General features: G+C 59.9%; 25 protein-coding genes, 2 tRNA genes and 1 riboswitch. Of the genes, 13 read left to right on the forward strand and 14 right to left on the reverse strand.

What is annotated here, in order from left to right:
* Window positions 1–6 precede the first annotated feature (6 nt).
* Window positions 7–1,344, reverse strand: a complete 1,338-nt coding sequence (locus HGP16_RS31225; RefSeq protein WP_168843817.1) for an MFS transporter — start codon at window positions 1,342–1,344, stop codon at window positions 7–9.
* 393 nt (window positions 1,345–1,737) lie between these two features.
* Between HGP16_RS31225 and cyoA the strand changes: the two genes are divergently transcribed.
* The 5 genes from cyoA (at window position 1,738) to HGP16_RS31250 (ending at window position 6,899) form a co-directional block, all read left to right on the forward strand.
* Window positions 1,738–2,856: a ubiquinol oxidase subunit II gene (cyoA, locus tag HGP16_RS31230; RefSeq protein WP_168843818.1), complete on the forward strand. Its 1,119-nt coding sequence runs from the start codon at window positions 1,738–1,740 to the stop codon at window positions 2,854–2,856.
* Window positions 2,857–2,903: 47 nt separating this feature from the next.
* Complete coding sequence (gene cyoB, locus HGP16_RS31235; RefSeq protein WP_168843819.1) at window positions 2,904–4,907, forward strand: cytochrome o ubiquinol oxidase subunit I; 2,004 nt, start codon at window positions 2,904–2,906, stop codon at window positions 4,905–4,907.
* A 5-nt stretch (window positions 4,908–4,912) separates the two neighbouring features.
* A complete protein-coding gene (gene cyoC, locus HGP16_RS31240) occupies window positions 4,913–5,542 on the forward strand; it encodes a cytochrome o ubiquinol oxidase subunit III (protein ID WP_168843820.1) in 630 nt (209 codons plus the stop codon).
* Window positions 5,539–5,943, forward strand: coding sequence for a cytochrome o ubiquinol oxidase subunit IV (gene cyoD, locus HGP16_RS31245; RefSeq protein WP_168843821.1), 405 nt, complete (start codon window positions 5,539–5,541; stop codon window positions 5,941–5,943). Before cyoC ends, cyoD begins: the two co-directional genes overlap by 4 nt.
* A gap of 191 nt (window positions 5,944–6,134) precedes the next feature.
* A complete protein-coding gene (locus tag HGP16_RS31250; protein WP_168843822.1) occupies window positions 6,135–6,899 on the forward strand; it encodes an SURF1 family protein in 765 nt (254 codons plus the stop codon).
* A 70-nt stretch (window positions 6,900–6,969) separates the two neighbouring features.
* On the opposite strand, the gene HGP16_RS31255 is transcribed toward HGP16_RS31250, so the two are convergent.
* Window positions 6,970–7,536, reverse strand: a complete 567-nt coding sequence (locus HGP16_RS31255) for a histidine phosphatase family protein (RefSeq protein ID WP_168843823.1) — start codon at window positions 7,534–7,536, stop codon at window positions 6,970–6,972.
* Between the two features lie 113 nt (window positions 7,537–7,649).
* Window positions 7,650–7,723: riboswitch (cobalamin riboswitch) on the forward strand.
* 58 nt (window positions 7,724–7,781) lie between these two features.
* Here HGP16_RS31255 and HGP16_RS31260 point away from each other — a divergent pair.
* The 3 genes from HGP16_RS31260 to HGP16_RS31270 all read left to right on the forward strand — a co-directional run bounded on the left by HGP16_RS31260 (window position 7,782) and on the right by HGP16_RS31270 (window position 9,507).
* Complete coding sequence (locus HGP16_RS31260; RefSeq protein WP_168843824.1) at window positions 7,782–7,991, forward strand: CbtB-domain containing protein; 210 nt, start codon at window positions 7,782–7,784, stop codon at window positions 7,989–7,991.
* A 114-nt stretch (window positions 7,992–8,105) separates the two neighbouring features.
* Entirely contained in the window at window positions 8,106–8,846 is a 741-nt protein-coding gene (locus tag HGP16_RS31265) for a CbtA family protein (protein ID WP_168843825.1), read from the forward strand.
* A gap of 34 nt (window positions 8,847–8,880) precedes the next feature.
* Window positions 8,881–9,507: a hypothetical protein gene (locus HGP16_RS31270; protein ID WP_168843826.1), complete on the forward strand. Its 627-nt coding sequence runs from the start codon at window positions 8,881–8,883 to the stop codon at window positions 9,505–9,507.
* A 138-nt stretch (window positions 9,508–9,645) separates the two neighbouring features.
* Here HGP16_RS31270 and HGP16_RS34835 read toward each other — a convergent pair whose 3' ends face one another.
* Complete coding sequence (locus HGP16_RS34835; RefSeq protein ID WP_409526874.1) at window positions 9,646–9,948, reverse strand: GCG_CRPN prefix-to-repeats domain-containing protein; 303 nt, start codon at window positions 9,946–9,948, stop codon at window positions 9,646–9,648.
* A gap of 239 nt (window positions 9,949–10,187) precedes the next feature.
* On the opposite strand from HGP16_RS34835, the gene HGP16_RS31275 reads away from it, so the two are divergent.
* A complete protein-coding gene (locus HGP16_RS31275; RefSeq protein ID WP_168843827.1) occupies window positions 10,188–11,795 on the forward strand; it encodes an inorganic phosphate transporter in 1,608 nt (535 codons plus the stop codon).
* Between the two features lie 107 nt (window positions 11,796–11,902).
* Here the strand turns inward: HGP16_RS31275 and HGP16_RS31280 are convergent, their stop codons facing one another.
* The 5 genes from HGP16_RS31280 to HGP16_RS31300 form a co-directional block, all read right to left on the reverse strand.
* Window positions 11,903–12,349 (reverse strand): MucR family transcriptional regulator, encoded by a 447-nt coding sequence (locus tag HGP16_RS31280; protein WP_168843828.1) that lies wholly within the window; start codon window positions 12,347–12,349, stop codon window positions 11,903–11,905.
* A 170-nt stretch (window positions 12,350–12,519) separates the two neighbouring features.
* Window positions 12,520–13,074: an RNA polymerase subunit sigma-54 gene (locus HGP16_RS31285; protein WP_205926747.1), complete on the reverse strand. Its 555-nt coding sequence runs from the start codon at window positions 13,072–13,074 to the stop codon at window positions 12,520–12,522.
* A 61-nt stretch (window positions 13,075–13,135) separates the two neighbouring features.
* Complete coding sequence (locus HGP16_RS31290; protein ID WP_168843830.1) at window positions 13,136–13,924, reverse strand: EAL domain-containing protein; 789 nt, start codon at window positions 13,922–13,924, stop codon at window positions 13,136–13,138.
* Between the two features lie 333 nt (window positions 13,925–14,257).
* Complete coding sequence (locus tag HGP16_RS31295) at window positions 14,258–15,103, reverse strand: sugar phosphate isomerase/epimerase (protein ID WP_312862958.1); 846 nt, start codon at window positions 15,101–15,103, stop codon at window positions 14,258–14,260.
* Window positions 15,104–15,327: 224 nt separating this feature from the next.
* Complete coding sequence (locus HGP16_RS31300) at window positions 15,328–17,205, reverse strand: adenine deaminase (protein ID WP_168843831.1); 1,878 nt, start codon at window positions 17,203–17,205, stop codon at window positions 15,328–15,330.
* 272 nt (window positions 17,206–17,477) lie between these two features.
* Between HGP16_RS31300 and HGP16_RS31305 the strand changes: the two genes are divergently transcribed.
* From HGP16_RS31305 to HGP16_RS31320, 4 genes are read left to right on the forward strand one after another with little or no spacing between them, the layout of a single operon-like run.
* Entirely contained in the window at window positions 17,478–18,515 is a 1,038-nt protein-coding gene (locus tag HGP16_RS31305) for an ABC transporter substrate-binding protein (RefSeq protein ID WP_168843832.1), read from the forward strand.
* Between the two features lie 46 nt (window positions 18,516–18,561).
* Window positions 18,562–19,386, forward strand: a complete 825-nt coding sequence (locus HGP16_RS31310) for an ABC transporter permease (RefSeq protein ID WP_168843833.1) — start codon at window positions 18,562–18,564, stop codon at window positions 19,384–19,386.
* A complete protein-coding gene (locus tag HGP16_RS31315; protein ID WP_168843840.1) occupies window positions 19,386–20,177 on the forward strand; it encodes an ABC transporter permease in 792 nt (263 codons plus the stop codon). Before HGP16_RS31310 ends, HGP16_RS31315 begins: the two co-directional genes overlap by 1 nt.
* A gap of 6 nt (window positions 20,178–20,183) precedes the next feature.
* Window positions 20,184–21,242: an ABC transporter ATP-binding protein gene (locus tag HGP16_RS31320; protein ID WP_168843834.1), complete on the forward strand. Its 1,059-nt coding sequence runs from the start codon at window positions 20,184–20,186 to the stop codon at window positions 21,240–21,242.
* 125 nt (window positions 21,243–21,367) lie between these two features.
* Here the strand turns inward: HGP16_RS31320 and HGP16_RS31325 are convergent.
* The 6 genes from HGP16_RS31325 to HGP16_RS31345 all read right to left on the reverse strand — a co-directional run bounded on the left by HGP16_RS31325 (window position 21,368) and on the right by HGP16_RS31345 (window position 23,925).
* Window positions 21,368–21,444 (reverse strand) — tRNA-Met (locus HGP16_RS31325).
* A 231-nt stretch (window positions 21,445–21,675) separates the two neighbouring features.
* On the reverse strand, window positions 21,676–21,966 hold the full coding sequence (locus tag HGP16_RS31330; RefSeq protein ID WP_168843835.1) for a type II toxin-antitoxin system RelE/ParE family toxin: 291 nt from the start codon (window positions 21,964–21,966) through the stop codon (window positions 21,676–21,678).
* On the reverse strand, window positions 21,963–22,208 hold the full coding sequence (locus tag HGP16_RS31335) for a CopG family ribbon-helix-helix protein (protein ID WP_168843836.1): 246 nt from the start codon (window positions 22,206–22,208) through the stop codon (window positions 21,963–21,965). The genes HGP16_RS31330 and HGP16_RS31335 overlap by 4 nt, the downstream gene beginning before the upstream one ends.
* Window positions 22,209–22,420: 212 nt before the next feature.
* Window positions 22,421–22,906, reverse strand: coding sequence for a hypothetical protein (locus tag HGP16_RS34290; protein WP_246703609.1), 486 nt, complete (start codon window positions 22,904–22,906; stop codon window positions 22,421–22,423).
* Complete coding sequence (locus tag HGP16_RS31340; protein ID WP_246703608.1) at window positions 22,855–23,679, reverse strand: hypothetical protein; 825 nt, start codon at window positions 23,677–23,679, stop codon at window positions 22,855–22,857. Before HGP16_RS31340 ends, HGP16_RS34290 begins: the two co-directional genes overlap by 52 nt.
* A 169-nt stretch (window positions 23,680–23,848) precedes the next feature.
* Window positions 23,849–23,925 (reverse strand) — tRNA-Met (locus HGP16_RS31345).
* Window positions 23,926–23,973: the final 48 nt, after the last annotated feature.

A 23,973-nucleotide genomic window follows, 5' to 3' on the forward strand; every position in this document is an offset into this window, starting at 1 on the left:
TCCGCCTCAGTTGTCTCGCGTCTCCAGCGTCTTGCTGAAGAAGATCGCGACCAGCGTGCAGACGACGCCCGACAGCAGATAAAGGCTAGTGTAGACGAGGCCGAACTGGCTGGAGAGGGCAAGCGCCACGAAGGGCGCGAAACCGGCGCCGATCAGCCAAGACAAATCCGACACGAGAGCCGAGCCGCTATAGCGATAGTTCTGGCTGAAGCGCGAGGCACTTGCGCCGGCCGCCTGGCCGAAGGAGAGGCCGAGCAGCGTGAAGCCGAGAACCACGTAAATGTGGCGGCCGGTGACGCCGCCGTCGAGCAGCCAGGGCGCGACGAAGGCAAAGCAGGCGATCAGCACGGCGCCGATGGCGAGCTGATTGCGGCGGCCGATCCGGTCGGCGAGCATGCCGGAGCAGATGATGGCGAGAATGCCGCAGATGGCGCCCAAGAATTCCATCAGCAGGAACGAACCTGGGCTCTGCTCGCTGTAGAGCGTTACCCAGCCGAGCGGGAAGACCGTGACCAGATGGAAGGTCGCAAAGCTGGCCAGCGGCACGAAGGCGCCGATCAGAACGTCCCCGCCATGCACGCGCAGCAGTTCCGTCATCTTCACGGGCTCAAGCTCATGGCGTTCCAGCAGCGTGCCGAATTCTTCCGTTGCCACCAGACGCAGGCGGGCAAAGAGCGCGACGACGTTGACCGCAAAGGCGCAGAAGAAGGGGTAGCGCCAGCCCCAGTCCAGGAAGTCCGCCGTCGAGATGCTCGTGACGAAATAGGCGAACAAGGCACTCGCCAGCATGAAGCCGATCGGCGCGCCGAGCTGGGGAATCATCGCATACCAGCCGCGGTGATTGGTCGGGGCATTGAGCGCGAGGAGCGAAGCGAGACCATCCCAGGCGCCGCCGAGCGCCAGGCCCTGCCCGATGCGGAAGACCGCAAGCAGGATGATCGCATAGACGCCGACTTCGCTATAGCCGGGCAGGAAGCTCATGGACGCCGTGGAACCGCCGAGCAGAAACAGGGCGATCGTCAGCTTGACGCCACGGCCATAGGCGCGGTCGATCGCCATGAAGATGAACGAGCCGATCGGACGCGCGATGAAGGCGAGCGCGAAGACCAGGAAGGAAAGGAGCGTGCCATGCAGCGGGTCGGCGAAGGGGAACATCAGCTTCGGGAAGACCAGGACCGATGCAATGGCATAGACGAAGAAATCGAAAAACTCGGACGTGCGACCGATGATCACGCCGATGGCGATGTTGCCGGGAGCGACATTGCCGTCCGCATGCATGCTGCGGGCATCGCTCTCAAGCGTTGAAGATTTGGGATTCAATGATTCATGCGTAACGCTGACCATGCGCGGGAGCCTCCCTCTCCGAGCGCGAATTCCTCCAAGAATTCGCGCATAATCAAAATGTCGATCAAACGTGCGAACATATCAAGTATCGAGCATGAAATAATTCGCAAATTAGCGATTAAATCGAGACATTTCGGCCTTCGCCGCCGTATTCCGGTTCAAGCGGGAACCGCCGGCGATAGCCATTTGTTCCGATCCAGGTATATTGGCGGCGACAAAAGCGAAGGGCCTCGTGGAAAACCTTCTGGATTTCGCGGGGTTTTCCCGATAGGTGGGACGGCATTCCATACCGCATTGCACCCGAGCTTGCTGCGGTGCGACGAAACACCTCATATCGTTCATGACCGCCGTCCTTTAGTCGCGGTAGGGTCGAAACAAAAAGAGCTTTAAGACGTGCCAAGACTATCGAAGATTTTCAGCCGTTTATCAGTCATCCCATTGTTTTTGCTACTTTCAGGTTGCAATCTGGTGGTGATGGCCCCCTCCGGCGACATCGCCATGCAGCAGCGAGACCTCATCATCGTCTCGGTCGTGCTGATGCTGATCATCATCATCCCGGTGATCTTCCTGACGCTGTTCTTCGCCTGGAGATACCGCCAGTCGAACAAAGAGGCGACTTACGAGCCGGATTGGCACCATTCGACACGTCTGGAGCTGATCATCTGGTCCGCTCCGCTTGCCATCATCATCGCGCTCGGCGCTGTGACCTGGATCAGCACCCATCAGCTCGACCCATACCGCCCTCTCGACCGCATCGCCGCCGACAAGCCGCTCAGTGCCGACGTGAAGCCGCTGACGGTCGAAGTGGTGGCGCTCGACTGGAAATGGCTGTTCTTCTATCCGGATTATGGCATCGCCACCGTCAACGAGATGGCTGCTCCGGTCGACCGGCCGATCAACTTCAAGATCACGGCTTCGGCTGTCATGAACTCCTTCTTCATTCCGGCGCTGGCAGGCCAGATCTACGCCATGCCGGGCATGGAGACGAAGCTGCACGCCGTCATCAACCATCCCGGCGAATTCCAGGGCATGTCGGCCAATTACAGCGGCGCCGGCTTCTCGAACATGCGCTTCAAGTTCCATGGCCTAAATCAGGCTGATTTCGACCAGTGGGTCCAGAAGGCGAAGAGCCAGGGCTCAGCACTCGGCCGCCAGGAATACCTGACCCTTGCCAAGCCGAGCGAACGCAACCCGGTGCAGTACTTCAACGCCGTTGAAGATGGTCTCTACAACGCCATCCTCAACATGTGCGCCGATCCGAGCAAGATGTGCATGAGCGAAATGATGCATATCGACGCCAAGGGCGGCGGCGGCAAGGAAAGCCACGAAAACCGCGAGCGCCTGATCTACGACAATCGTGATACGAGCTCGGCCGAAGTCACGCCCGTCAAGGCTGATAGCGGCGCCGGCCACACCATGCAGCATGAAGACAATTCGATGCAGGGCATGGATATGGGCAACAGCTCTTCTTCCGATTCGTCGACCGGTTCGGCACAGCATCAGGGTCACTGATCCGGTGCGCGCAATAACAAGACATTCATAAGGGACAGAGGCAATCCATGTTTTCCAACCCGGACCTCTATAAATTCATCTTCGGTCGGCTGACGCTCGACGCCATTCCGTATCACGAGCCGATCCTCGTCGTGACCTTCCTAGGCGTCGCCGTCGGCGGCATCGCCCTTCTCGGCCTGCTGACCTATTTCCGCCTCTGGGGCTATCTCTGGACGGAGTGGTTCACCAGCATCGACCACAAGAAGATCGGCATCATGTATGTCGTTCTGGCGCTGATCATGCTGCTGCGCGGCTTTTCCGATGCGCTGCTGATGCGCCTGCAGCAGGCGCTCGCCTTCAACGGTTCCGAAGGCTACCTGCCGCCGCACCACTACGACCAGATCTTCACCGCCCACGGCGTCATCATGATCTTCTTCGTGGCGATGCCCTTCGTCACCGGTCTGATGAACCTCGTCGTGCCGCTGCAGATCGGCGCGCGCGACGTCTCCTTCCCGTTCCTGAACAATTTCTCGTTCTGGATGACAACGGCAGGCGCGATCGTCGTCATGATCTCGCTCTTCATCGGCGAATTCGCCAAGACCGGCTGGCTGGCCTATCCGCCGCTTTCCGGCATCGCCTATAGTCCCGATGTCGGCGTCGACTATTACATCTGGGGCCTGCAGGTCGCGGGTATCGGAACGACGCTTTCGGGCATCAACCTGATCGCCACCATCGTCAAGATGCGCGCGCCGGGCATGACGTTCATGAAAATGCCTGTTTTCACCTGGACGTCGCTCTGCACCAACATCCTGATCGTCGCGAGCTTCCCGATCCTGACCGCCACGCTCGCACTGCTCACTCTCGATCGCTACGCCGGCACGAACTTCTTCACGAACGACCTCGGCGGCAATCCGATGATGTATGTCAACCTCATCTGGATCTGGGGCCATCCGGAAGTCTACATCCTGATCCTGCCGGCTTTCGGCGTCTTCTCGGAAGTCGTCGCGACCTTCTGCGGCAAGCGCCTCTTCGGCTACGCCTCGATGGTCTACGCCACCTGCGTGATCATGATCCTCTCCTACCTCGTCTGGCTGCACCACTTCTTCACGATGGGCTCCGGCGCCAGCGTCAATTCCTTCTTCGGCATCACCACGATGATCATCTCGATCCCGACGGGTGCGAAGCTGTTCAACTGGCTGTTCACGATGTACCACGGCCGCATCCGCTACGAAGTGCCGATGCTGTGGACCGTCGGCTTCATGGTGACCTTCACCATCGGCGGCATGACCGGCGTCATGCTCGCCATTCCGCCGGCCGACTTCGTGCTGCACAACTCGCTGTTCCTGATCGCCCACTTCCATAACGTGATCATCGGCGGCGTGCTTTTCGGCATGTTCGCGGGCGTCAACTACTGGTTCCCGAAGGCCTTCGGCTTCAAGCTCGATCCTTTCTGGGGCAAGATGAGCTTCTGGTTCTGGCAAATCGGCTTCTGGTTCGCCTTCATGCCGCTCTATATTCTCGGCCTGATGGGCGTCACCCGACGCGTGAGCCAGTTCGATGATCCGTCGCTGCAGATCTGGTTCATCATCGCCGCCTTCGGCGCCGGCCTGATCGCCATCGGCATCGCCTGCTTCCTCATCCAGCTCGCCGTCAGCTTCATGAAGCGCGAGGAACTTCGCGACCACACCGGCGACCCCTGGAACGGCCGTACGCTGGAATGGTCCACCTCGTCGCCGCCGCCGGCCTACAACTTCGCCTTCACGCCGATCGTCTACGATCACGACGCCTGGTGGGACATGAAGAACCGCGGCTTCAAGCGTCCGACGGAGGGCTTCATCCCGATCCACATGCCGAAGAACACCGGCACGGGCATCATCCTCGGCGTTCTCTCCATCGGCTTCGCATTCGGCATGATCTGGTACATGTGGTGGCTTGCCGCCATTACCTTTGCCGCGATGATCATCGTCACGATCGGCCATACCTTCAACTATAAGCGCGACTTCTATATTCCCGCCGACGAGGTCGTGAAGACCGAGAACGAGCGTACGAAGCAGCTCGCAGGACAGGTATAAGACCTATGACCACCCAAACCGCACACGCCCCAAAGGATGGCGAAACGCCCGCCTTCTACCTGACGGAAGAGCATCATCCGGAAGGCAGCACCATGCTGGGCTTCTGGATCTACATCATGAGCGACTGCCTGATCTTCGCAGTCCTCTTCGCGACCTTTGCCGTGCTCGGCCACAGCTATGCTGCCGGCCCGTCTCCGGCCGACCTGTTCGAGCTGCCGCTCGTTGCCGTCAACACGGCGATGCTGCTCTTCTCCTCCATCACTTACGGCTTTGCCATGCTGGCGATGGAGAAGGACAACAAGTCGGGAACGCTAATGTGGCTGACGATCACAGGCATCTTCGGCGCCCTCTTCATCTTCTTCGAGCTTTACGAATTCTATCACCTAATCCTCGACGGCGCCGGTCCGCAGCGCAGCGCCTTCCTTTCGGCCTTCTTCACGCTGGTCGGCACGCACGGTCTGCACGTCACCACCGGTATCGTCTGGCTGATCACGCTGATGGTGCAGGTTGGCCGGTATGGCCTGATCGTGGAAAACAAGCGTCGCCTGATGTGCCTTTCGATGTTCTGGCACTTCCTGGACGTCGTCTGGATCGGCGTGTTTTCCCTCGTCTATCTCATGGGAGTTCTCGGATGAGCTCGAACGCAGACCATTCGCATCATTCCGGCGACGCCCACGATCATGGCCATCATGGCGGCCATGAGGCCGCGCACGGCACCTTCAAGAGCTACATGACGGGGTTTGTCCTTTCCGTCATCCTGACCGCCATCCCCTTCTGGCTGGTGATGGGCAAGGTCTTCTCCGATCCCGCCGTCACCGGGGCGATCGTCATGATCCTCGGCGCGATCCAGATCGTCGTGCACATGATCTACTTCCTGCATATGAACACTCGCTCGGAAGGCGGCTGGAACATGATGGCGCTGATCTTCACCATCGTGATCGTCATCATCGCCCTTTCCGGTTCGCTCTGGGTCATGCATCACCTCAACGCGAACATGATGCCCATGTCGCCCGAGATGATGCGCAATATGCCATAAGACCGAGGGCGGGCCTTCTGGTGAAGGTCCGCCCTTCCCCACCGGCACGAATTCCGCCGGGCGCTGCGCGGCGCTTTCCTTAACAACGCCTGACGTCGCAGCCAATTTTCTAAGACCACGCATGATCTTCAGCGAAGAGACTTAGAGACCTCCCGAAATCATGCGGCAGCGCGTCCCCGGAGACCAGCTCCATGACCGACATTTCCCCGAACACACCTCGCGGCAGGGCGCGCTCGGCATTTGCTCTCGCCATATGGGTGGGCCTGCTGCTGCTCCTGACCGCGCTCCTCATCGGGCTCGGCACCTGGCAGGTGCAGCGACTGCACTGGAAGCTGGATCTGATCGCCCGGGTCGATGCGCGCGTGCGTGCTCCGGCGGTTCAGGCGCCTGGTCCGGCGCAGTGGGCCGATATCAATGCCGAAAACTCCGAATACAGCCATGTGCAGGCAAGCGGCATTTTCCTCAACGACAAGGAAGTGCAGGTCTATGCCTCGACCGCGCTCGGCCCCGGGTATTGGGTTCTGACGCCGCTGAAACTCGCCGACGGCACGATCGTCGTCATCAACCGCGGCTTCGTGCCGACCGAGAAGCGCAATCCGGGCACGCGCCCGGAGGGCCAGATCGGCGGCGAAACGACCGTAACCGGTCTATTGCGGATCAGCGAGCCGAAGGGCACGATGCTGCGTTCGAATATGCCGGCGCAAGAGCGCTGGTATTCACGCGACGTGACCGCGATCGCTGAGGCGCGCGGCCTGCAGAACGCGGCACCCTATTTCATCGATGCCGACGACGCGAAAAACCCGGGCGAGTTGCCCGTGGGAGGGCTGACGCAGATCACCTTCCACAATAGCCATCTCGTTTATGCCGTCACCTGGTACGGGCTGGCCGCGATGACCTTCGGCATGGCCGTCTATCTCATCTATTTCGAACGGCAGCGAGCGCAGGCTGCCCGCTGATCGCCAGAGCGTTTCCTTGTTTCACGCAATTCCGCACGCAAAACCGCTTCGCGCTTTTGCGGGAATTGTTCTATGCCGCCATTTTCGGGAAGCGAAGCTGCCAGCGACGGCCGTCGCTCGTCATTTCGACGATGCCGAACGGCTCGACATCGATTGCCCAGAATGCGGCGGCCGGCGCCTGCAGGACATGCTGAACGGCAGCGCGGATGACGCTGGCATGCGTAACCACGACGATATGGCCGGCGTCGTCAATATGATTTCCCATCCATTCTCCGACACGCCTCATGACCGCCGACAGGGATTCGCCGCCATGCGGCGCAACCGATGTATCCGTCATCCACAGCGTCAGGGATTCCGCATCCTTTTCATGCAGTTCGGCAAGCGATTGCCCGCGCCAGTCGCCGTAATCGCATTCGCGCAAGGCGACATCCGGAATGGCGTCGAGACCAAGGACGCTGGCTGTCTGACGCGCACGCAAGGCGGGGCTCGTCCAAACCCGATCGATTGCAGCAAGCCCGAAGGACAGCGATTGGCCCTGCTGTGCCGCCTTGACCTCCAACGGTTCATCATCGGGAAAGCAGCCATTTCGATTGGCTTGCGTCGCCCCGTGGCAAATCCAGCTCAGACGTGTCTTCATGAGAGGCTCCCAACTCCATCCCCCTGCCGCGCTCTTGTCGCGATTTCACATCGCGGTGGCGCTTGATTGACAATTATCTTTGCAAATAGATATAAACTTGCGCTTGCGGGTGTGGAAGCCGGTGGAATCCCGGCGCGGTCGCGCCACTGTAATCGAAGGCGGAAGAATTCCGCCCCGAGAGCCAGACCCTTCCCGCAAGAACCCTTCCGCAAATGGAACGCGCTTTTCTTAACGAGGGAAATACAATGTCCGACACCACTTTCACTCCATCCGCAGTTCCGCAGCCGATTCCGCTCGGCCAAATCCTGCCCTGGGCCGTTTTCGCCGGCCTGGTTATGCTGCTCGCGATCTATTTCATCGGCGCAGAAGAAGGTGCGACCTCGCTCATCTCCGGCATGTATGTGCACGAATTCGTGCATGACGCCCGCCATCTGCTCGGCTTCCCCTGCCACTAAAGCGCGCCGCGATCTTTCAGATCGCTTCTCGTGCTTCAGGTCGTTGATTTTGCGCATGTCGTTGTCGCAAACCGCTACACGCTTTTGCGCGCCATGCTTCAAGGGAGCACATACATGGTTGGACGTCTTTTGCTTCGCGGCATGATCGTCGGGGCCTTTGCCGGTATTCTCATTTTTGCCTTTGCCCACACCTTTGGCGAACCGCTGGTCGATTGGGCCATCGGCTTTGAGGAAAAGGCCGCGCAGGCAGCCGGCGAAGTCCCGGAGCCGGAAATCGTCAGCCGCGCCACGCAGGCGGGGCCCGGTCTTCTCACTGGCGCTGTGATCTTTTCGACGGCGATCGGCGGATTGTTCGCGCTGGTCTTTTCCTTCGTCTACGGTCGTATCAGCACTCTCGGCGCGCGCGGCACGGCAGCCCTGCTCGCGATCGCCGCTTTCGTGACGATCTCGCTGGTGCCCTACATCAAATACCCGGCAAACCCACCAGCGGTCGGCAATCCCGACACGATCGGCGCGAGAACCGAACTGTTCTTCATCATGATCGTCGCATCCGTCGTCGCCATGATCGTCGCGGTTGGTTTCGGTCGCCGGCTGGCGGCACGATATGGTTCCTGGAACGGCGCGATCATTGCCGGCATCGGCTATGTCGTCTTCATCGCGCTGATCCAATATCTGCTTCCCCCCATCAACGAAGTGCCCGAGCAATTCTCGGCCGTCGTGCTTTGGCGCTTCCGTATCACCTCGCTCGGCATGCATGCCATCCTCTGGATGACACTCGGGCTTGCCTTCGGAGCCTGGGCGGAACGCCAACTGCCGCAACCACGTCACGGCAATGCGACCCTGCGCCGGGCCTAGCATGCTAAATGGCTCGCATCCCGCGCATGGCAACATGCGCGGGAGACGCCAGGATTCAAACGGCGTCTTGCTCGCAATCTTCTGCCTCATGGTTTCGTGTTGGCCGTTTGCAGTCGCCGCGCACGGCGGCGCCTCCTCCGACAGCCAGGCCGGCATCTCGATACCAAGCCTCACGCATGGCGAAATGGCTGTGATCGCACCCTATTACGGGCGGATCATCTCGCTTGCCGAAAGCGCATCCGACACCGACGAAACCTTCAGGCGCCTGCTGAATTTCGCGCAGATCCAGCGGACCTATTGCCTCTGGGGCATGGTGCCCGGCAGCGTTGGCGACGAGGAAAGTCCATTCAACGAGTGTTCGCACGCCTATCTAGCGGCAGTGAAGGCGGTGCTGCTCCAGATGCGGACGATGAAGGACGAAAAGGCAGCGGCCGGCGACATCGTCTCGGACGTCGACTCGGCGTTGGTGCGCAATAATCTCTCGCTTATCCTGTGCAAATTCAGCGGCGAAGGCTTCAATACGGCCGACCTCATCCGCCCGAAACCCGCCGATATCCTCCTGCACGCTAGGAGCCTCACGACCATTCTGGCCGCCGGCCTTGTCGTTATCGCAGGATTATGGGTAGCGGCGCGCGCTTTGCGGGCAGCGCCGCGTCCTTAGGGCAATTCCAGGAAAGTGCGCGGCGATTTCCGTCCGGAATTGCGGGGAAACGAAGAGATGGAACAGTTCAGGGATTTCGTGAAAAGCTGAGCCCCTCACGAGAAAACACCGCCGCGAAACGCGGCGGTGTTTGTCTTTTCACCAATAGCCTGGCCGGCCGCGCCAACCGCCATCATCGCGCCAATGGCGATGATGGCCACGCCAGCCCCACGGCGGCGGCGGTGGCGGTCTGTAGTAACCCCAACGCCGCGGCGGCGGACCCCAGCGATTCGGGCGGCATTCGCCCCAACGCGTCAGATGCCAGCCACGACCGCAGGCATAATCAATTTTCACGACCGGCACGGAAGCCGCTGTCCCAACTGCTGGGATAGGCATTGCCTCTGCCGAAGATACAACCAGGCTGCCGAACAAGGCAGCGATAGCAATCACGGACGATCTCATTTTGATGGCCCTCTATCCAAGTCCCTTACATCAGGGATTTAGCCCCCAAACGTATGAACGGCGGCTGAACCGAAAATGGCCTTTTGGGGGCAAAATCAAGACGGCAGCTCGGAACCATACGTCCTCAAAGAGCGCCCCCCGCCCCGCCAATACGGCTGGCATCCGACTTCTCGCGCGTCACGAGAGTTTCATGAACGAGGCTTACACCGGCAATATCAATGACCATAAAGGAGTTTGGGATGGTCGACCTCGCTTCAAACACTTCCGAGGGTGGCAACGCCAATCACCCAATTCATGGTGCCGGGAGCTCGGCAAAGTGGTTTCTGCCGCTTTTCGGCGTGGTCGTGCTCGGCGGCCTTGCCTATGTCGGCTATGCCCTCGGCAGCGACCTTGCCGACGCGGCCGCCGTTCCGTGGATCCTGCTCGGTCTGGCGCTTTTGATCGCGCTCGGCTTCGAATTCGTCAACGGCTTCCACGATACGGCCAATGCCGTTGCCACCGTCATCTACACCCGTTCGCTGCCGGCTGAATTCGCCGTCATCTGGTCCGGTTTCTTCAACTTCCTCGGCGTTCTGACCTCCTCGGGCGCGGTCGCCTTCGGCATTCTGGCGCTGCTGCCGGTCGAACTGATCCTCCAGGTGGGTTCGGGCTCCGGTCTCGCCATGGTTTTCGCGCTTCTGACAGCGGCCATTATCTGGAATCTCGGCACCTGGTATCTGGGCTTGCCGGCATCGAGCTCGCACACTCTCGTCGGCTCCATCATCGGCGTCGGTCTCGCCAACCAGTTCCTGGCACCCGCCGGCTCCGCCACCAGCGGCGTCGACTGGTCGCAGGCAAGCAGCGTCGGCATGTCGCTACTGCTGTCGCCGATCATCGGGTTTGCCATGGCCGCGATCCTGCTTCTGGTCGCCAAGGTGCTGATCCGCAACAAGGAACTCTATGAAGCACCGAAGGGTAATGCCCCGCCGCCGGCCTGGATTCGTGGCCTGCTGATCTTCACCTGCACCGGCGTCAGCTTCGCCCATGGTTCCAACGACGGCCAGAAGGGCATGGGTCTTATCATGCTCATTCTCATCGGCCTCGTGCCGACGGCTTTCGCGTTGAACCGCACACCCGATATCAACTATCTCGAAGCTTATAAGACTGCCTCGACGCAGGTCGAGACCGTGCTCGGCAAGTATATGAAGCCAGGCGTTGCGACGCCGGCCGACCCGAAGGCTGTGGTCAGCGACGCCGTCAAGAGCAAGACCTGGACGGACGCGACGACGCCAGCGCTCCAGGCCTATATCCACGCCACCAGCGCCGAAATCGCCGCTTACCCCAGCGTCGAGAAGCTGCCGAACGGCCTCGTCGGCAACGTTCGTAACGACATCTACCTGATCGGTGAATCGCTGAAGCTGATCGACAAGCAGAAACTGCTGCCGATGAGCGCCGACGACCTCAAGGCCGTAACCAGCTATCATGCCGCCGTCGATCACGCGACGAAGTTCATTCCCCTCTGGGTGAAGGTCGCCGTCGCGCTCGCGCTCGGCCTCGGCACCATGGTTGGCTGGAAGCGCATCGTCGTCACCGTCGGCGAAAAGATCGGCAAGACGCACCTGACCTATGGCCAGGGTGCTGCCGCTGAAGTCGTGGCCATGCTGACGATCGGTGCGGCCGACCATTTCGGCCTGCCGGTTTCGACCACGCACGTCCTGTCCTCCGGCGTCGCCGGCACCATGGCGGCGAACGGTTCCGGCTTGCAATGGTCGACCGTGCGCAACATGCTGATGGCCTGGATCCTGACGCTGCCGGCCTCGATCGCGTTGGCTTTCATGCTGTTCATCGTGCTGCGCCAGGTCTTCTGACCTGCCATATCGGCTCAAGCGCCGATATCGCGATCGGACCATATTCGAAAGCAATGGCGCCCCTCATGGGGCGCCATTGTTGTTGCAGCAAGCGGCTGCGAGGAGCCTTACCGCACGCTTTCCCTCTTGTTGCCGTTGGCACCGAGACCGGAAAGTTTCGCCAGTTCCGAACGGCGGTGTGCATAGTTCTGCGCGACCATCGGATAATTGGGTGCCAATCCCCATTTCTGGCGATATTCTTCCGGCGTCATCCCATAATGCACGCGCAAGTGACGCTTCAGCGTTTTGAATCGCTTGCCGTCTTCAAGGCAGACGATGTAATCGCTCGTCACCGATTTCTTCAAATCCACCGCCGGCACCAGATTGGCGCGGTCGACGGCCGTGCCTGTATCCAAGGCTTGCAGCGCTTCGTGGATATCCTTGATCAGCCTGGGAAGGCTGTGAAGTGGCACAGCGTTGTGACTGACATAGGCCGAAACGATCTTTACACAGCCGTCAAACAGGGGACGCGGCAGTGGTTGGGCAGGGACTTTTCTCTCGCTAAAAGAATCCATGATCTTTTCCCGGATTTCATTTGGTTCCTCGCGCGCCGCCCCGCTCGAATTGCATCATGCGCGACGCCCGCTGCCGGACATCCCGCCATTTCAAATTGCGCCGTCTTTCAGGCGCTCGATCCCGGTTCTGTTGCCGGGACAGAATGCGTTCGCACAGCGTGCGTCCGCGATCATCGCAATCGATAGTCTTTCATTCCATATCCTGTCTCCGCCGCAGCCCGCGGCGGATCATCGACCGAGCCTGCGAAATACAGCGCCAGCTTGTTGCAAAGGGTGACGAGCGGCATGCCGAGCATGAATGCCGTATGCGTGTGATCTCCGCCGCAATGATGCAGCGTCTGACCGACAAGGCTTCCGATGGCCGTATCACATGCCTGCTGCGTCGGACGGCCATCGGACAGATGAAGGGCGATCTCCTCGATCGACCGATTTTCATTCGCGGTCGCGGTGACGATGTTGGCGGCGTCGCGCCCGAGTTCGCAAAGAACATAGAGCCCGGTTTCCGCGTCTATCGTCACACGGCCCAAAGGCGCCGCGGCGCGATCGCAAATGAGGATATGGGGAGCAGCCCCGCCGGAAAACGAGAAGGACAACGCCTCCGCGCCATCTGAAAAGGCCGTATGCAGCCGGCTCACCAAAGCGCGAAGCAAGGTCTTCGTCTTAAGTTCGCGCGTCGCCCGGGCGGCGGAAACCTGATAATCAGAGGTAAAGGCCGGTTGCTTCATCACAGCGACACCTGTGAAGGCGAGCTCGCGATCATACCTGGCAGGATAATGGCGGCAATGTTCATCCCATCCCCCGCAAAACGGCCTTCCCCTTGCGGCGGCGAAGCTGTGCTAACGAAACGGGTTGCGACAGGAAGAAGCCTTGCGAGTGCGTTGCGCCAGCCTCTCGTGCAGCGTCGAGCTGAGAGCTTGTTTCGATGCCTTCGACGACGACGAAAGGCGCAAAGCAGGCGGCAAAGCCGACAAGATGGGAAAGACTGTCGCTTCCGTCGCGGCCGCACCTGTTATCCCGTGTGAAGGCAGCGTCGATCTTGACGATATCGGCGACCACCTGCAACAGCGATGCCGGCGTGGCAAAGCCGGATCCGAAATCGTCTATCGCGATGCGGCAGCCAAGAGCGCGGATCATCTTCATGCGCTCTATGGAGGTGCCGATGACAGGATAGCCTTCCGTGATCTCGACGACGAGCCGTGGAGCGAGCTCCGGCTGACGGCTTATGCGGCCGAAGACATCGGAAAACCGATCCGAACGGGATAGGCTGGCAGCATTCAGATTGAACCCCAGCACCAGCCTCTCATCCTCCGCCAAAGCAGAGAGCACCATGTCAAGAATACGCAGATCAAGATCGAACCAGCGATCCTGCCGCTCGAGGAACGAGACAAATGTGCCGGCCGCGTGCACGGTGCCATCCGAATCGGTTACGCGCGCGAGACTTTCCGCATAGAAGACCTCGCCGACATTCGCGACGTCATGAACCCATTGCGCGGCAAAACCCAGGCCGCCTTCGGCGATCGCCTTCAAAATGAGGGCTCTGTGTCCCTCCTCTCCTCGGCTCGTACTACCGTTCATCAGATCTCCCTTCGCAGGGGAGCCGATTGCAGCCGGCGCTTCGGAAACGGGAACGACGGCTGACAGCGGCGCGCATGACCCCAAAGCATCGGATTTCTGGTGTCTAAAATCCGTCTCTTCCATCCTCCAGACACCCACAAACCCCATATCACCGAGGTTCCCCTTTACGAAGCTGGAAACGTTGCACCGAAGATCATAGTCAACCCGGCGCCGTACGACGACAAGCTATTATTTAATTAATTCTAATATATTAATTAGCGAGCTGTGGCAAAGTCAACTGCTGCAGCACCCTCTTATATGAAACTAAGCTAAAATATTAGTAAACTTCAGCAACTATTCACTGCGCGGCGCCTGGAACCACCATCCATTGTGCTGCGCGGATCTCACAGCTAAATCCAGGGGCGGCAAATCCGGATGCCATAGTCTTTCCCATTCCAGACTCATGACACCATTATAATTGTCCGCAACAAGCACCGCTCGCAGCGCAGCCATGGGAAACTCACCCTCGCCCGGCAGAACATAGCTATACGGCAGCTTCGGCCCCGGCGTGGAGATGCTGTCCTTCACATGAAGATGCTGGGTATTGTCGCGAACCTGCTTCCAGGTCTCGACGGGATCCTGCCCACCTTTGCGCCAGGTGTGATGTGTGTCCCAAAGGAGCACGCAATCGGGCGCCATTTCGAGGAACCGGGGAATAGCATCAGGCAAAGCGAGGAAATCATGCGTCTCGATGATCATGTCAGCACGAAACCCTTCGCGCCTGGCGGTCTCGCGCCACCATTGCAGCGTCGACAGCGCTTCCGCCATTTCGCTCTCGTCACCGGTTTCGCCGCCATCGAAAACCCGCAGCGACCTGACGCCGGCAGCTTCCGCCCAGGGAAGATAGCGCAAAAACTCTTCCTTCGCCTGCGATGTCGCACTGACAAGACGCAGCGAGGTATTGAAGGCGCACACGCTTACGGGGGATGCCTTCAGTGCCTTGGCCAGGCCAGCCGGAGAACCGAACCTGTCGGTGAAATAGGCAGAAAGGTCGATCGTGCCGCCAAGAGCACGGATTTCGATGGCATCCAGGCCGTGGCGTGCCGCCAGACCGAGGGTTTCATCCAATTCGAATTCCGCGCATCCCAGCGTGGAAAACGCCGGCACGATCCGCGGCGCATCGTTATTAGTGGCAAACACAATTCCCTCCTCCGTCTGATTCCCGGTAGCGCTTGCCTATGTGCGTCGACGGTCATCCTCCGTCCTTTCGCGCAGTCGTAATGCGCCACAAGTAACCAAACGGATAATCAAGGAGCGGACTCAAGCCGTCAAGGCTCGATCGAGTTGCAGCCTGGCGAGATGAGGTGATTCGCTCAAGCGGCGGCTTCAGAGCGGACATCCTTATTTAGGAAAGTGGATATCCCCTACCAAACGATGGGATGGGTTTCACCGGTCGCGACATTGACAAAGCCCTCCGGTGCCCTTTCGGAGGGAGCAACCAGAACCCAACGCCAGGGCGCGCAGGTGAGCGTTGCAAAGGAGAGCCGCTCGGGAAAGCCTGGCCACCAGCGCGGTGAGAAGGTCGGCTCATACATCCAGTCGATCTCGGCGCCTGCCTCATACAGCGCCTGCATCTCCGCATCCAGCTCCTCGGCCGATCGCGCCGTCATCAGGCCGCCGACTTCGTAGCGAACGCGGGCGACGACTTTACCGCCCGATACCAGCACCCAGCCACCCTGTTGCTCCTTCAGCGCATTGGCGACCATCGCCATGGCTTCATCGGAGGAACCCACGACCCAGATGTTGTGCTTGTCATGGCCGAGCGTGGCCCCCAGCGCGGTATCAGGCGTGCGCGGCCCCGTGCCCAGCCAGAACATGCGGGCGACCTTGGCCTCGCCGGAGAAGCGGTCGATGATCGCGAATTTCGTGACGTTGCGATCAGGATCACGCTGGACGGCGCCATCACTGACGGGCAGGTCCATGGTGATGAAATCATCGGCCCAATGGAATGGCCGCAGCAGCGCCGCTTTCGCCGTCGCCATATCCGATGGCGCGGCAATCCGGAAATCCTCCACCGTGACGATCCGATCGATGCGGACCGTCTGCATTGCCCAATCCGGCCAGTCGATCTCGGGCCGGACGCCGACGAAGGCCTTGCCTTCGGATGCCGGCCGGCCATCGGCCCAGACTTTGGCGATCGATAGCGTTTTCACGTCGTCCAGCAGCACGATATCGGCGAAGCGACCGGGCGCAATCGAGCCGACCCAAGGTGTCAGCCGCATGTGGCGGGCGGGATTGATCGTCACGCATTGAATGGCGATTTCGGGTGCCAGTCCATTCTCGATCGCAAGCCGGGCATTGTAATCCGTCGCGCCGATCTTCAGCGTATCGGTGGCGCTGCGATCATCGGTGACGAAGGCGATCTGTGACCAGTCGGACAAGCCCTTGTCGATCAGCCCCTTAATCACATCAGGCAGGGAATGCGGCCTAAGCTCGATGAACAGGCCATGCGTCAGCTTTTCCCATATCTCGTCCAGGAACCAGCCCTCATGATCGGAAGCGAGGCCGGCGCCGGCAAAGGCATTGATCGACGGCAGATCGCGCAGGCCCGCACCATGACCTTCGACGACCCCGCGTTGTTCGAACGTGGCCCGGATCATGCCCCAGAGGCGATCATAAGCCGGATTCTCCGGATTGCTGACAGAAGGCCAGTCCATGACCTCATCGAGGCCGGCCACCATCAGGCTTTCGCTCAAAAAGGACTTCTGCTCGTCATAGCCGAAGTGACCGCCTCCCCATTCGTAAGCGGTCGGCGGCACGGCCGATCCGGGCAGAGGAAATATCTTCATCGGCGAGCCGCGACGACGGGCCTCCAGCCAGAATTCCAGGTTGCGGGCGCCATTCACATTGGAAAATTCATGGCTCGCCTCGCAGGTCCAGGTGACGCCATGCGGCATGACCAGAGCCGCCTCCCATTCCGGCGTCAAATGCGAGCTTTCGATATGCTTATGGGCCTCGCCGAAGCCGGGAACAGCCGCCAGATACGGCTCGTGCACACGCTCGCTGACCTCACCCTTATAGCTGCCGGCCGGGCCGACATAGGCGATCCGGCGGCCCTTAATGACGATTTCCTGGTCTTCCAGCCAGGTGCGGCTATGCACATCCAACAGCTTGCCGACGCGCAGCAGGCGATCTGCTGGACGCCGGCCGAGGGCGGTCAGCGTCAGATCCTGGCGGACCAGCACTTCGTCCGCCGCATTGACAAGCAGATCGTCGGGAAGGGTTGTTTTCGGGGATGTCATGGGAAGCATGCCTGCGAGGGAAATTCGATCCGTGGAGGGTAGAGACGACGGACCGGCCTGTAAAGCCGGCTGGCTCGCTTGCGGAAGGCGAATGATCTCAAGCGTTTGCAATAGCTGAGTGTAGCAGCGCGACAACGCTGGATATTCATCCCATCAAAGGCAAAAACTGCCATCCTGCCCATTTGTTGGGCTTGTAAAGCCGGTGCTCGAAAAATAGTATCCTGCAAGCTTGAAACATATGCCCGATTTCATTGACCAAAAGGATTTCGAGAATGAAAGGCCTCACTCTTGCCCGCGCCGCGGGATTTGCCATTCTTGCCGCGGCGTCCGCCGTGCCGGCCTACGCCCAGGCAAAAACGCTGACCGTTTCCTGGTGGGGCTATAATGGCGAGAAGATGCAGGCCAACATCATCGAGCCGTTCAAGAAGACCTGCGGCTGCGATGTCGTCTTCGAAACAGGCAATAACGCCGACCGCCTCAACAAGCTGAAGCTGCGCGGGGGCAAGGGCGTCGATGTCATCTATCTCACAGACAGCTATTCGCAGCTTGGCATCCAGCAGGGCCTCTTCCAGGAAGTCGACCGCAGCAAGATCCAGAACCTTGCCGATCTCTACGATATCGCGAGGGCACCGCAAGGCAATTACGGCCCGGCTTACACGATCGGCCGCGTGGGTATCGTCTACGATGCGGCGAAGGTGACCCCGCCGATTACCTCCTGGAACGATCTCTGGCACAATGATCTGAAGGGCGCGGTTTCGCTTCCCGGTATAACCACGACAGGCGGGCCGCTCGCCGTGCTCGAAGCCGGCAAGCATGCTGGTGTCGATCCCTATATCGATGCCGACAAGACCTTCGAAGCCATCGAGGCGCTGAAGCCGAACGTGGTCAAGAACTACAATACCGGCTCCGAGCTGGTGAACCTGATCTCGACAGGCGAGGTCAAGGTGGCGATGACACAGGATTTTGTTCTGACATCCCTGCGATCAGCTGTTCCGACGATGGCCTGGGCCGATCTGAAGGAGGGCGATATCGCCGTCCTCAACACGGTCAATATTCCCAAGGGCTCGGAAAATGTCGAGCTTGCACACCAGTTCATCAATTTCATCCTGTCGAAGGATGTGCAACAGGCCGAAGCCGAACAGGGCGTCGATGCTCCGGTTTCGACCAAGGTAGTGCTGCCGCCCGAGAAGGCCAAACTCTGGACCTACGGCGCCGAGATGATCGCCAAGCTCAGCCGCATCGACTATCAGAAGCTGATCGAAGCGCAACCGGATTGGGTCGACCGCTGGAACGAGATCTTCGGCATGTAACAGGGCATGCCGCGAGCCCATGCGGCGTTCTCACGGAATTTGGTTGATGAAGCATTTGATGAAATGGGGTTTGGCGACGCCGGCAATCCTGGCGATAACGCTGTTCCTGCTCATTCCGGTGATCATTACGATCGCGGCAACCTTCGGCGAAGCCAAGGGGGTGTTTTCTCCCTATATCGCCTTCTTCGGCAGTGGCTTTCGCCGTGCGGTGCTCTTCAGGACGATCGAGGTTGCGCTGATTACGACGGCGATCTCTTTGATCATCGGATTCATCGCCGCCTATGTGATCGCGCAGATGCCGGGGCGCGCCAAAAGCCTGATGATCATCGCCGCCGTGTTCCCGCTGCTGACAGGCGTGGTCGTGCGCTCCTTCGCCTGGCTGATCATTCTCGGCAAGAACGGTATTCTCAATACCGTTCTGCTGTCGATCGGCGTTATCGGCGAGCCGCTTTCGATGCTCTATACCGAAGGCTCGGTGATCGTCGCGATGGTCTATCTCTTCGTGCCGCTGATGATCCTGACCCTTGTCGGCGTGCTTGAAGGCATACCGCAGGATCTCATCCAGGCGGCGACCTCGCTCGGCGCAACGCCCGCCGCAACCTTCCGCCAGGTCATCCTGCCGCTCGCGACGCCGGGCCTTATCGTCGGTGCCGTACTGGTCTTCACGGGCAGCTTCACCTCCTACGCCACACCGCAGCTGCTCGGCGGCGAAAAGCAGATGATGATGGGCACCTTCCTCTATCAGCGCGCCATGGTCACCTTCGACTGGGTTGGCGCCTCGACAATCGCCGCCATCATGGTCGTGGTGACGATCGGCATTGTCACGATCATGAGCCATCTGGCACGCCGGCTGAATCCGATGGCGGTGTGATCATGACGAGACCCATCCACCCCGCACTCATCGCTTTCACGACCTGCGTCTTCCTGTTCCTGCTGGCGCCGCTCGTCATCATCATCGGTTCGGCCTTCAGCGACACAAGCTATCTCACCTTCCCGCCGCGGGGCCTGACGCTGCACTGGTTCTCGAACATTTTTCAGATCGAGGCCTTCCGCACGACAGCGATTACCAGCCTCGAACTGGCATTCCTCGGAACGGCGCTTTCACTGCTGATCGGCATCCCCGCCGCCTATGCCATCAGCCGATACAGGGTGGAACTGCCGCGCTGGCTTTCGACGCTCTTCGTGCTGCCTATCCTCGTTCCGGAAATCGTCTTCGGCTTTTCGCTGATGAAATCGATCACCATCGGGCTCGGGCTGCCGATCTTTCCGAGCCTCTTGGTCGGCCATGCCCTGCTGGTGCTGCCCTATTCGGTGCGTGTCGTCAGCGCCAGCCTCGCGAGCTTCGATTTCTCGATCGAGGAGGCGGCCATCAGCCTCGGCTGCCCGCCCCTGAAGACCTTCCTGACCGTGGTGCTGCCGAATATCCGCGCCGGCGTCATTGCCGCCTTCATCCTCGCCTTCATCACCTCGATCAACGACGTCTCCGTTTCGGTCTTCCTGACCGGTCCCGGCATCTCCACCCTTCCGATCCAGATCCTTGCCCATATGGAGCAGTTCTTCGACCCGACCATCGCCTCGGTGTCCGTGCTGCTGATGCTCGTGACCGTCGCCGTCATGGCGATCGTCGAAGCCACCTTGGGCCTCACCTTCCTGACAAAGTAGCCGCCCTTGACCGTATCGCTCTCCATCAATTCCATCAGCGCCCATTACGGCAAGACGACCGTATTGGAGGATCTTTCGCTTTCCGTGGCGGCTGGCGAACTCGTTTCGCTGCTCGGCTCCAGCGGCTGCGGCAAGACGACGACCTTGCGGCTTGTTGCGGGCTTCCTGCAGCCGACCAGCGGCACCATCAAGCTCGGCGATCGTGATTTGACGACGCTGCCGGCGCATGCCAGGGATATCGGCCTGGTGTTCCAGAACTACGCGCTGTTTCCACATCTGACCGTACTCGAAAATGTCGCCTTCGGCCTGAAGCAGCGCCGCATCCCGACACAGGAACGCCGGAAAAAGGCTGCCGCTATGCTGGAACGTGTCGGACTTTCCGGTCTCGGCGACCGCCTGCCCTCGGCACTCTCCGGCGGCCAGAAGCAGCGCGTCGCACTGGCGCGCGCCCTCGTCATCGAGCCGCCGCTCCTGATGTTCGACGAGCCGCTGTCCAATCTCGATGCGAAGCTCCGGGTGGATATGCGCGTCGAAATCCGCCAGCTGCAGCGCGCCAACGGCACGACCTCGCTTTACGTGACGCATGATCAGGAGGAAGCCTTCTCGATCTCCGATCGCGTCGCCATCATGAATGCCGGGCGCATCATGCAGCTCGATACGCCCGAGACCCTCTACCGCAAACCCGCCAGCTGCTTCGTCGCCCGCTTCGTCGGCTTCGAGAACCTGCTGCCGCTGCGGGTCATGGAGCGCGCAGGTGCCTTGATCGCGGCCGAGGCTGCCGGCGGCGCGAGGATCACGCTGTCGCAGGAGGATTTCGGGCCGATTCCGGATAGCTTCATTCTCGGCTGCCGTGCGGACGGGCTTTCCGTTCGACGCGAGGGCAATGGACTGCCGGCCATTTTGGGGACACGAACCTATCTCGGCCGCGCCTATCAATATCAATGCGAAACGGCGGCTGGCGCTATCGTCGCCAATGGCGCGCTGTCGGAGCTGATGACGGCGGGAAGCAGCGCCGTGCTCCTGCCCGTGCCGGAGCAATGCTGCATCCTGGAACCCGAAGGGTAAGAGGCAGGAACGCTTTCGTTGCCCAGAGAGCGAAGTCGTCGATGCGCTTTGTGCGGTTAAAAACCGCAAAGAGCCTGGCCGTTCGCAGATACAGGAAAGCCCGCGCGATGGCGGGCTTTTGTATTTGGTTGCGGGAGGTGGATTCGAACCACCGACCTCAAGGTTATGAGCCTTGCGAGCTACCAGGCTGCTCCATCCCGCGTCACAATCAGCGCTTGTATTACGGGAAAAACATTCTGGCAAGAACTTATTTAAGGTTGTCTTTATATGGGCAGAAGATGGGGAGTATCCGGCCCGTTGAAGGCCAGTCCGTCGCGAAACGATAGATCCTTGACCATGGTACGGCGCGTACAAGTTCCGGCTCACCAAGCACACGATAGCCGTGAGCCGCCAGCCAGTCTTTCGCCCAGGTTATCGCGGAGTCCATGGCGGACTACAGCTCCAGTGGCCACCGCTGGTGCGCGTGCATGACGGTCAGAATCTCGATGTCCTGCCCGACGCGGTAGGGAATGATATAGGGAATATCTGCAAGCACCACTTCACGCGTGCCCTTGATACGACCGGCACGCCCTGTCGCCGGAAACTCGGCCAGCATATCGACAGCCGACACGATGCGCGCGATCACGCGCGCTGCGGCATCCGGATTGTCTCTCTGGATGTATTCGCCGATTTCATCAAGCCGTCGTAACGCTCGCAGCGTCCAGCGGATGCGTTTTCGACTCATGATTGACGGGCAGACTTGACGTACTTGCCGACAACCTTCGCCACATCTTTGTCGCTGGCGAATTCGCCCCGGTTGGCTTCCGCCAACCCGGCCTCGATCTCGGCAAGCTGCCACTCTTCGCGGGCGACATAATCTTCAATCGCCTGTGCAGCCATATACGAGCGGGAGCGATCCAGCTTTTCCGCGATCTGATCAAGTTTGCTGGCGGTTTCGTCTGAGACGCGAACGGTGAACGCAGTCATGGCACCTAACTTTCCTTGGTTCACTAATATTATTGGTGAACCAACATGGTTCGTCAAGGTTCTGCTCATGAAAGAGGACTTTCGATTGGATAATGGATTCCGGCCACCGGGCTTCTGACCCGGCGACCGGACAGGGACTTGTCCCTTGTTAAGGCCCGCCAAGCGGGCTGACAAATCGGCAAGCGATTTGTGGCGACACCCGTTCGGGTGTCTTACCGGACCGTGGGGCCTCGGCTTCCGTGGTAGGGCGGCGGTCCCGCCGCCCTAGGCACCTTCCGTCCACGATGGCCACGCTTGGGCTTCCGGGAATTGATGAACGCGGTATCAAGCGACGTCTTGATGTGGGCCGCGTAGAATTTTTCAATCATTTCGACGCTGGTGCGACAATTCTTGGCAATCGCATAAACATCAGCACCTTCCATGAGGCGAAGGCAAATATAGGTATGACGTAAGCTGTAGGCTGTTCGCGGCTTGCCATCCCGGTCGAGCTTGAGGTTCTGGGCTTCAAGAAGGTTGTTGAACATCTTGAGATAATTGCCCGGAAACAGGAGGTCGGTCGGCTGGGGAGCCTTGATGACGATCGCGCCACCTTCTTTCTCTTTCCCGCGAACCGGTTTCAACCGGTCGCGCAAGCGCTCATAGGGCTTCACCGCGCCCGGCATGGATTTGCACCAGCCGATGCCGCGCTTGCCGCGCACCTCGATCTCAAGGATGCGCTCACGGCTACGGGATCTTCAATAATGGTCACGTCGCGGTGCTGGAGCTGCTTGGCCTCGTCCGGGCGCAAGCCCGTGTTCCCCATGAACAGGATGAAGTCATGCAACTGCTCCGCTTCCCAACGGAAGTGCGGGTTCTTCGGCTCCTTGGCATTCTGACGCGTAGCCTCGTAAAGCTGCTTGTATTCCACCTGGCTGAACCACGGACGGTGCGTGATCTTCCCTTGGGTCTTGTAAGGCGGCGACAGATCGGGGAGATGGGTGAGCCACTTGTGGCGAATGGCAGTTTTCAGGACCTGCCGGAGGGTTCTCACCTCGTCATGCAACGTGCTGCGCGCCGGGGCTTTGCCCGTCGTGGATGAACCAATACGATGAACGCGATAGTCCTGAACCGTTCCGGCATTGATCTCGGAAAGGCCCATCTTACCGAAGAACGGGATGAGGTGCAGCCGAAGCCGAATGCCGTGACCTTCAATCCATTTCGGACTGCGCTCACCTTCCGTGATGACGCTGTATTCCAGCTCAAACTTCTTGGCAGCCTCGGCAAAGGTGGTTTCCGATTTCAGAATGCCCGCCGCCGACTTTCCCCTTAGACCGAGATACCAGTCTTCGGCAAAGGCCTTGGCTTGTTCGAGGCCCGTTTCCTTGGTGCTGGTGCGATACTGGCGGCCTTTTACAGATGCCGAGCAATGCCAGGTGAGCCCGCCCCGCCGGTAGACGTTGACCTTTCCTCCGAGGATGTCGTGGCTCGCCATAAGGGCCCCCTACTCATTTCGTTACTTCGATATGGGGACAGCGAATCACACCAGCAAGGGACCCGTCAAATGGGGGGGGCCGCGTTTGTGCTAGCGTTGTGCTAGGCCTAAAACGCACGAAAGCCCTCCTTGCGGGAGGGCTTATTCGTTTGATAAGTCTTGTAAATTTTGGTTGCGGGGGCAGGATTTGAACCTGCGGCCTTCAGGTTATGAGCCTGACGAGCTACCGGGCTGCTCCACCCCGCGCCATTGACGCAAATCGCGCGGCGATTTGTCGTCTTATCCAGCGCAAAC

It is taken from the genome of Rhizobium sp. P40RR-XXII, from assembly GCF_012641405.1.
Taxonomy (GTDB): domain Bacteria; phylum Pseudomonadota; class Alphaproteobacteria; order Rhizobiales; family Rhizobiaceae; genus Rhizobium.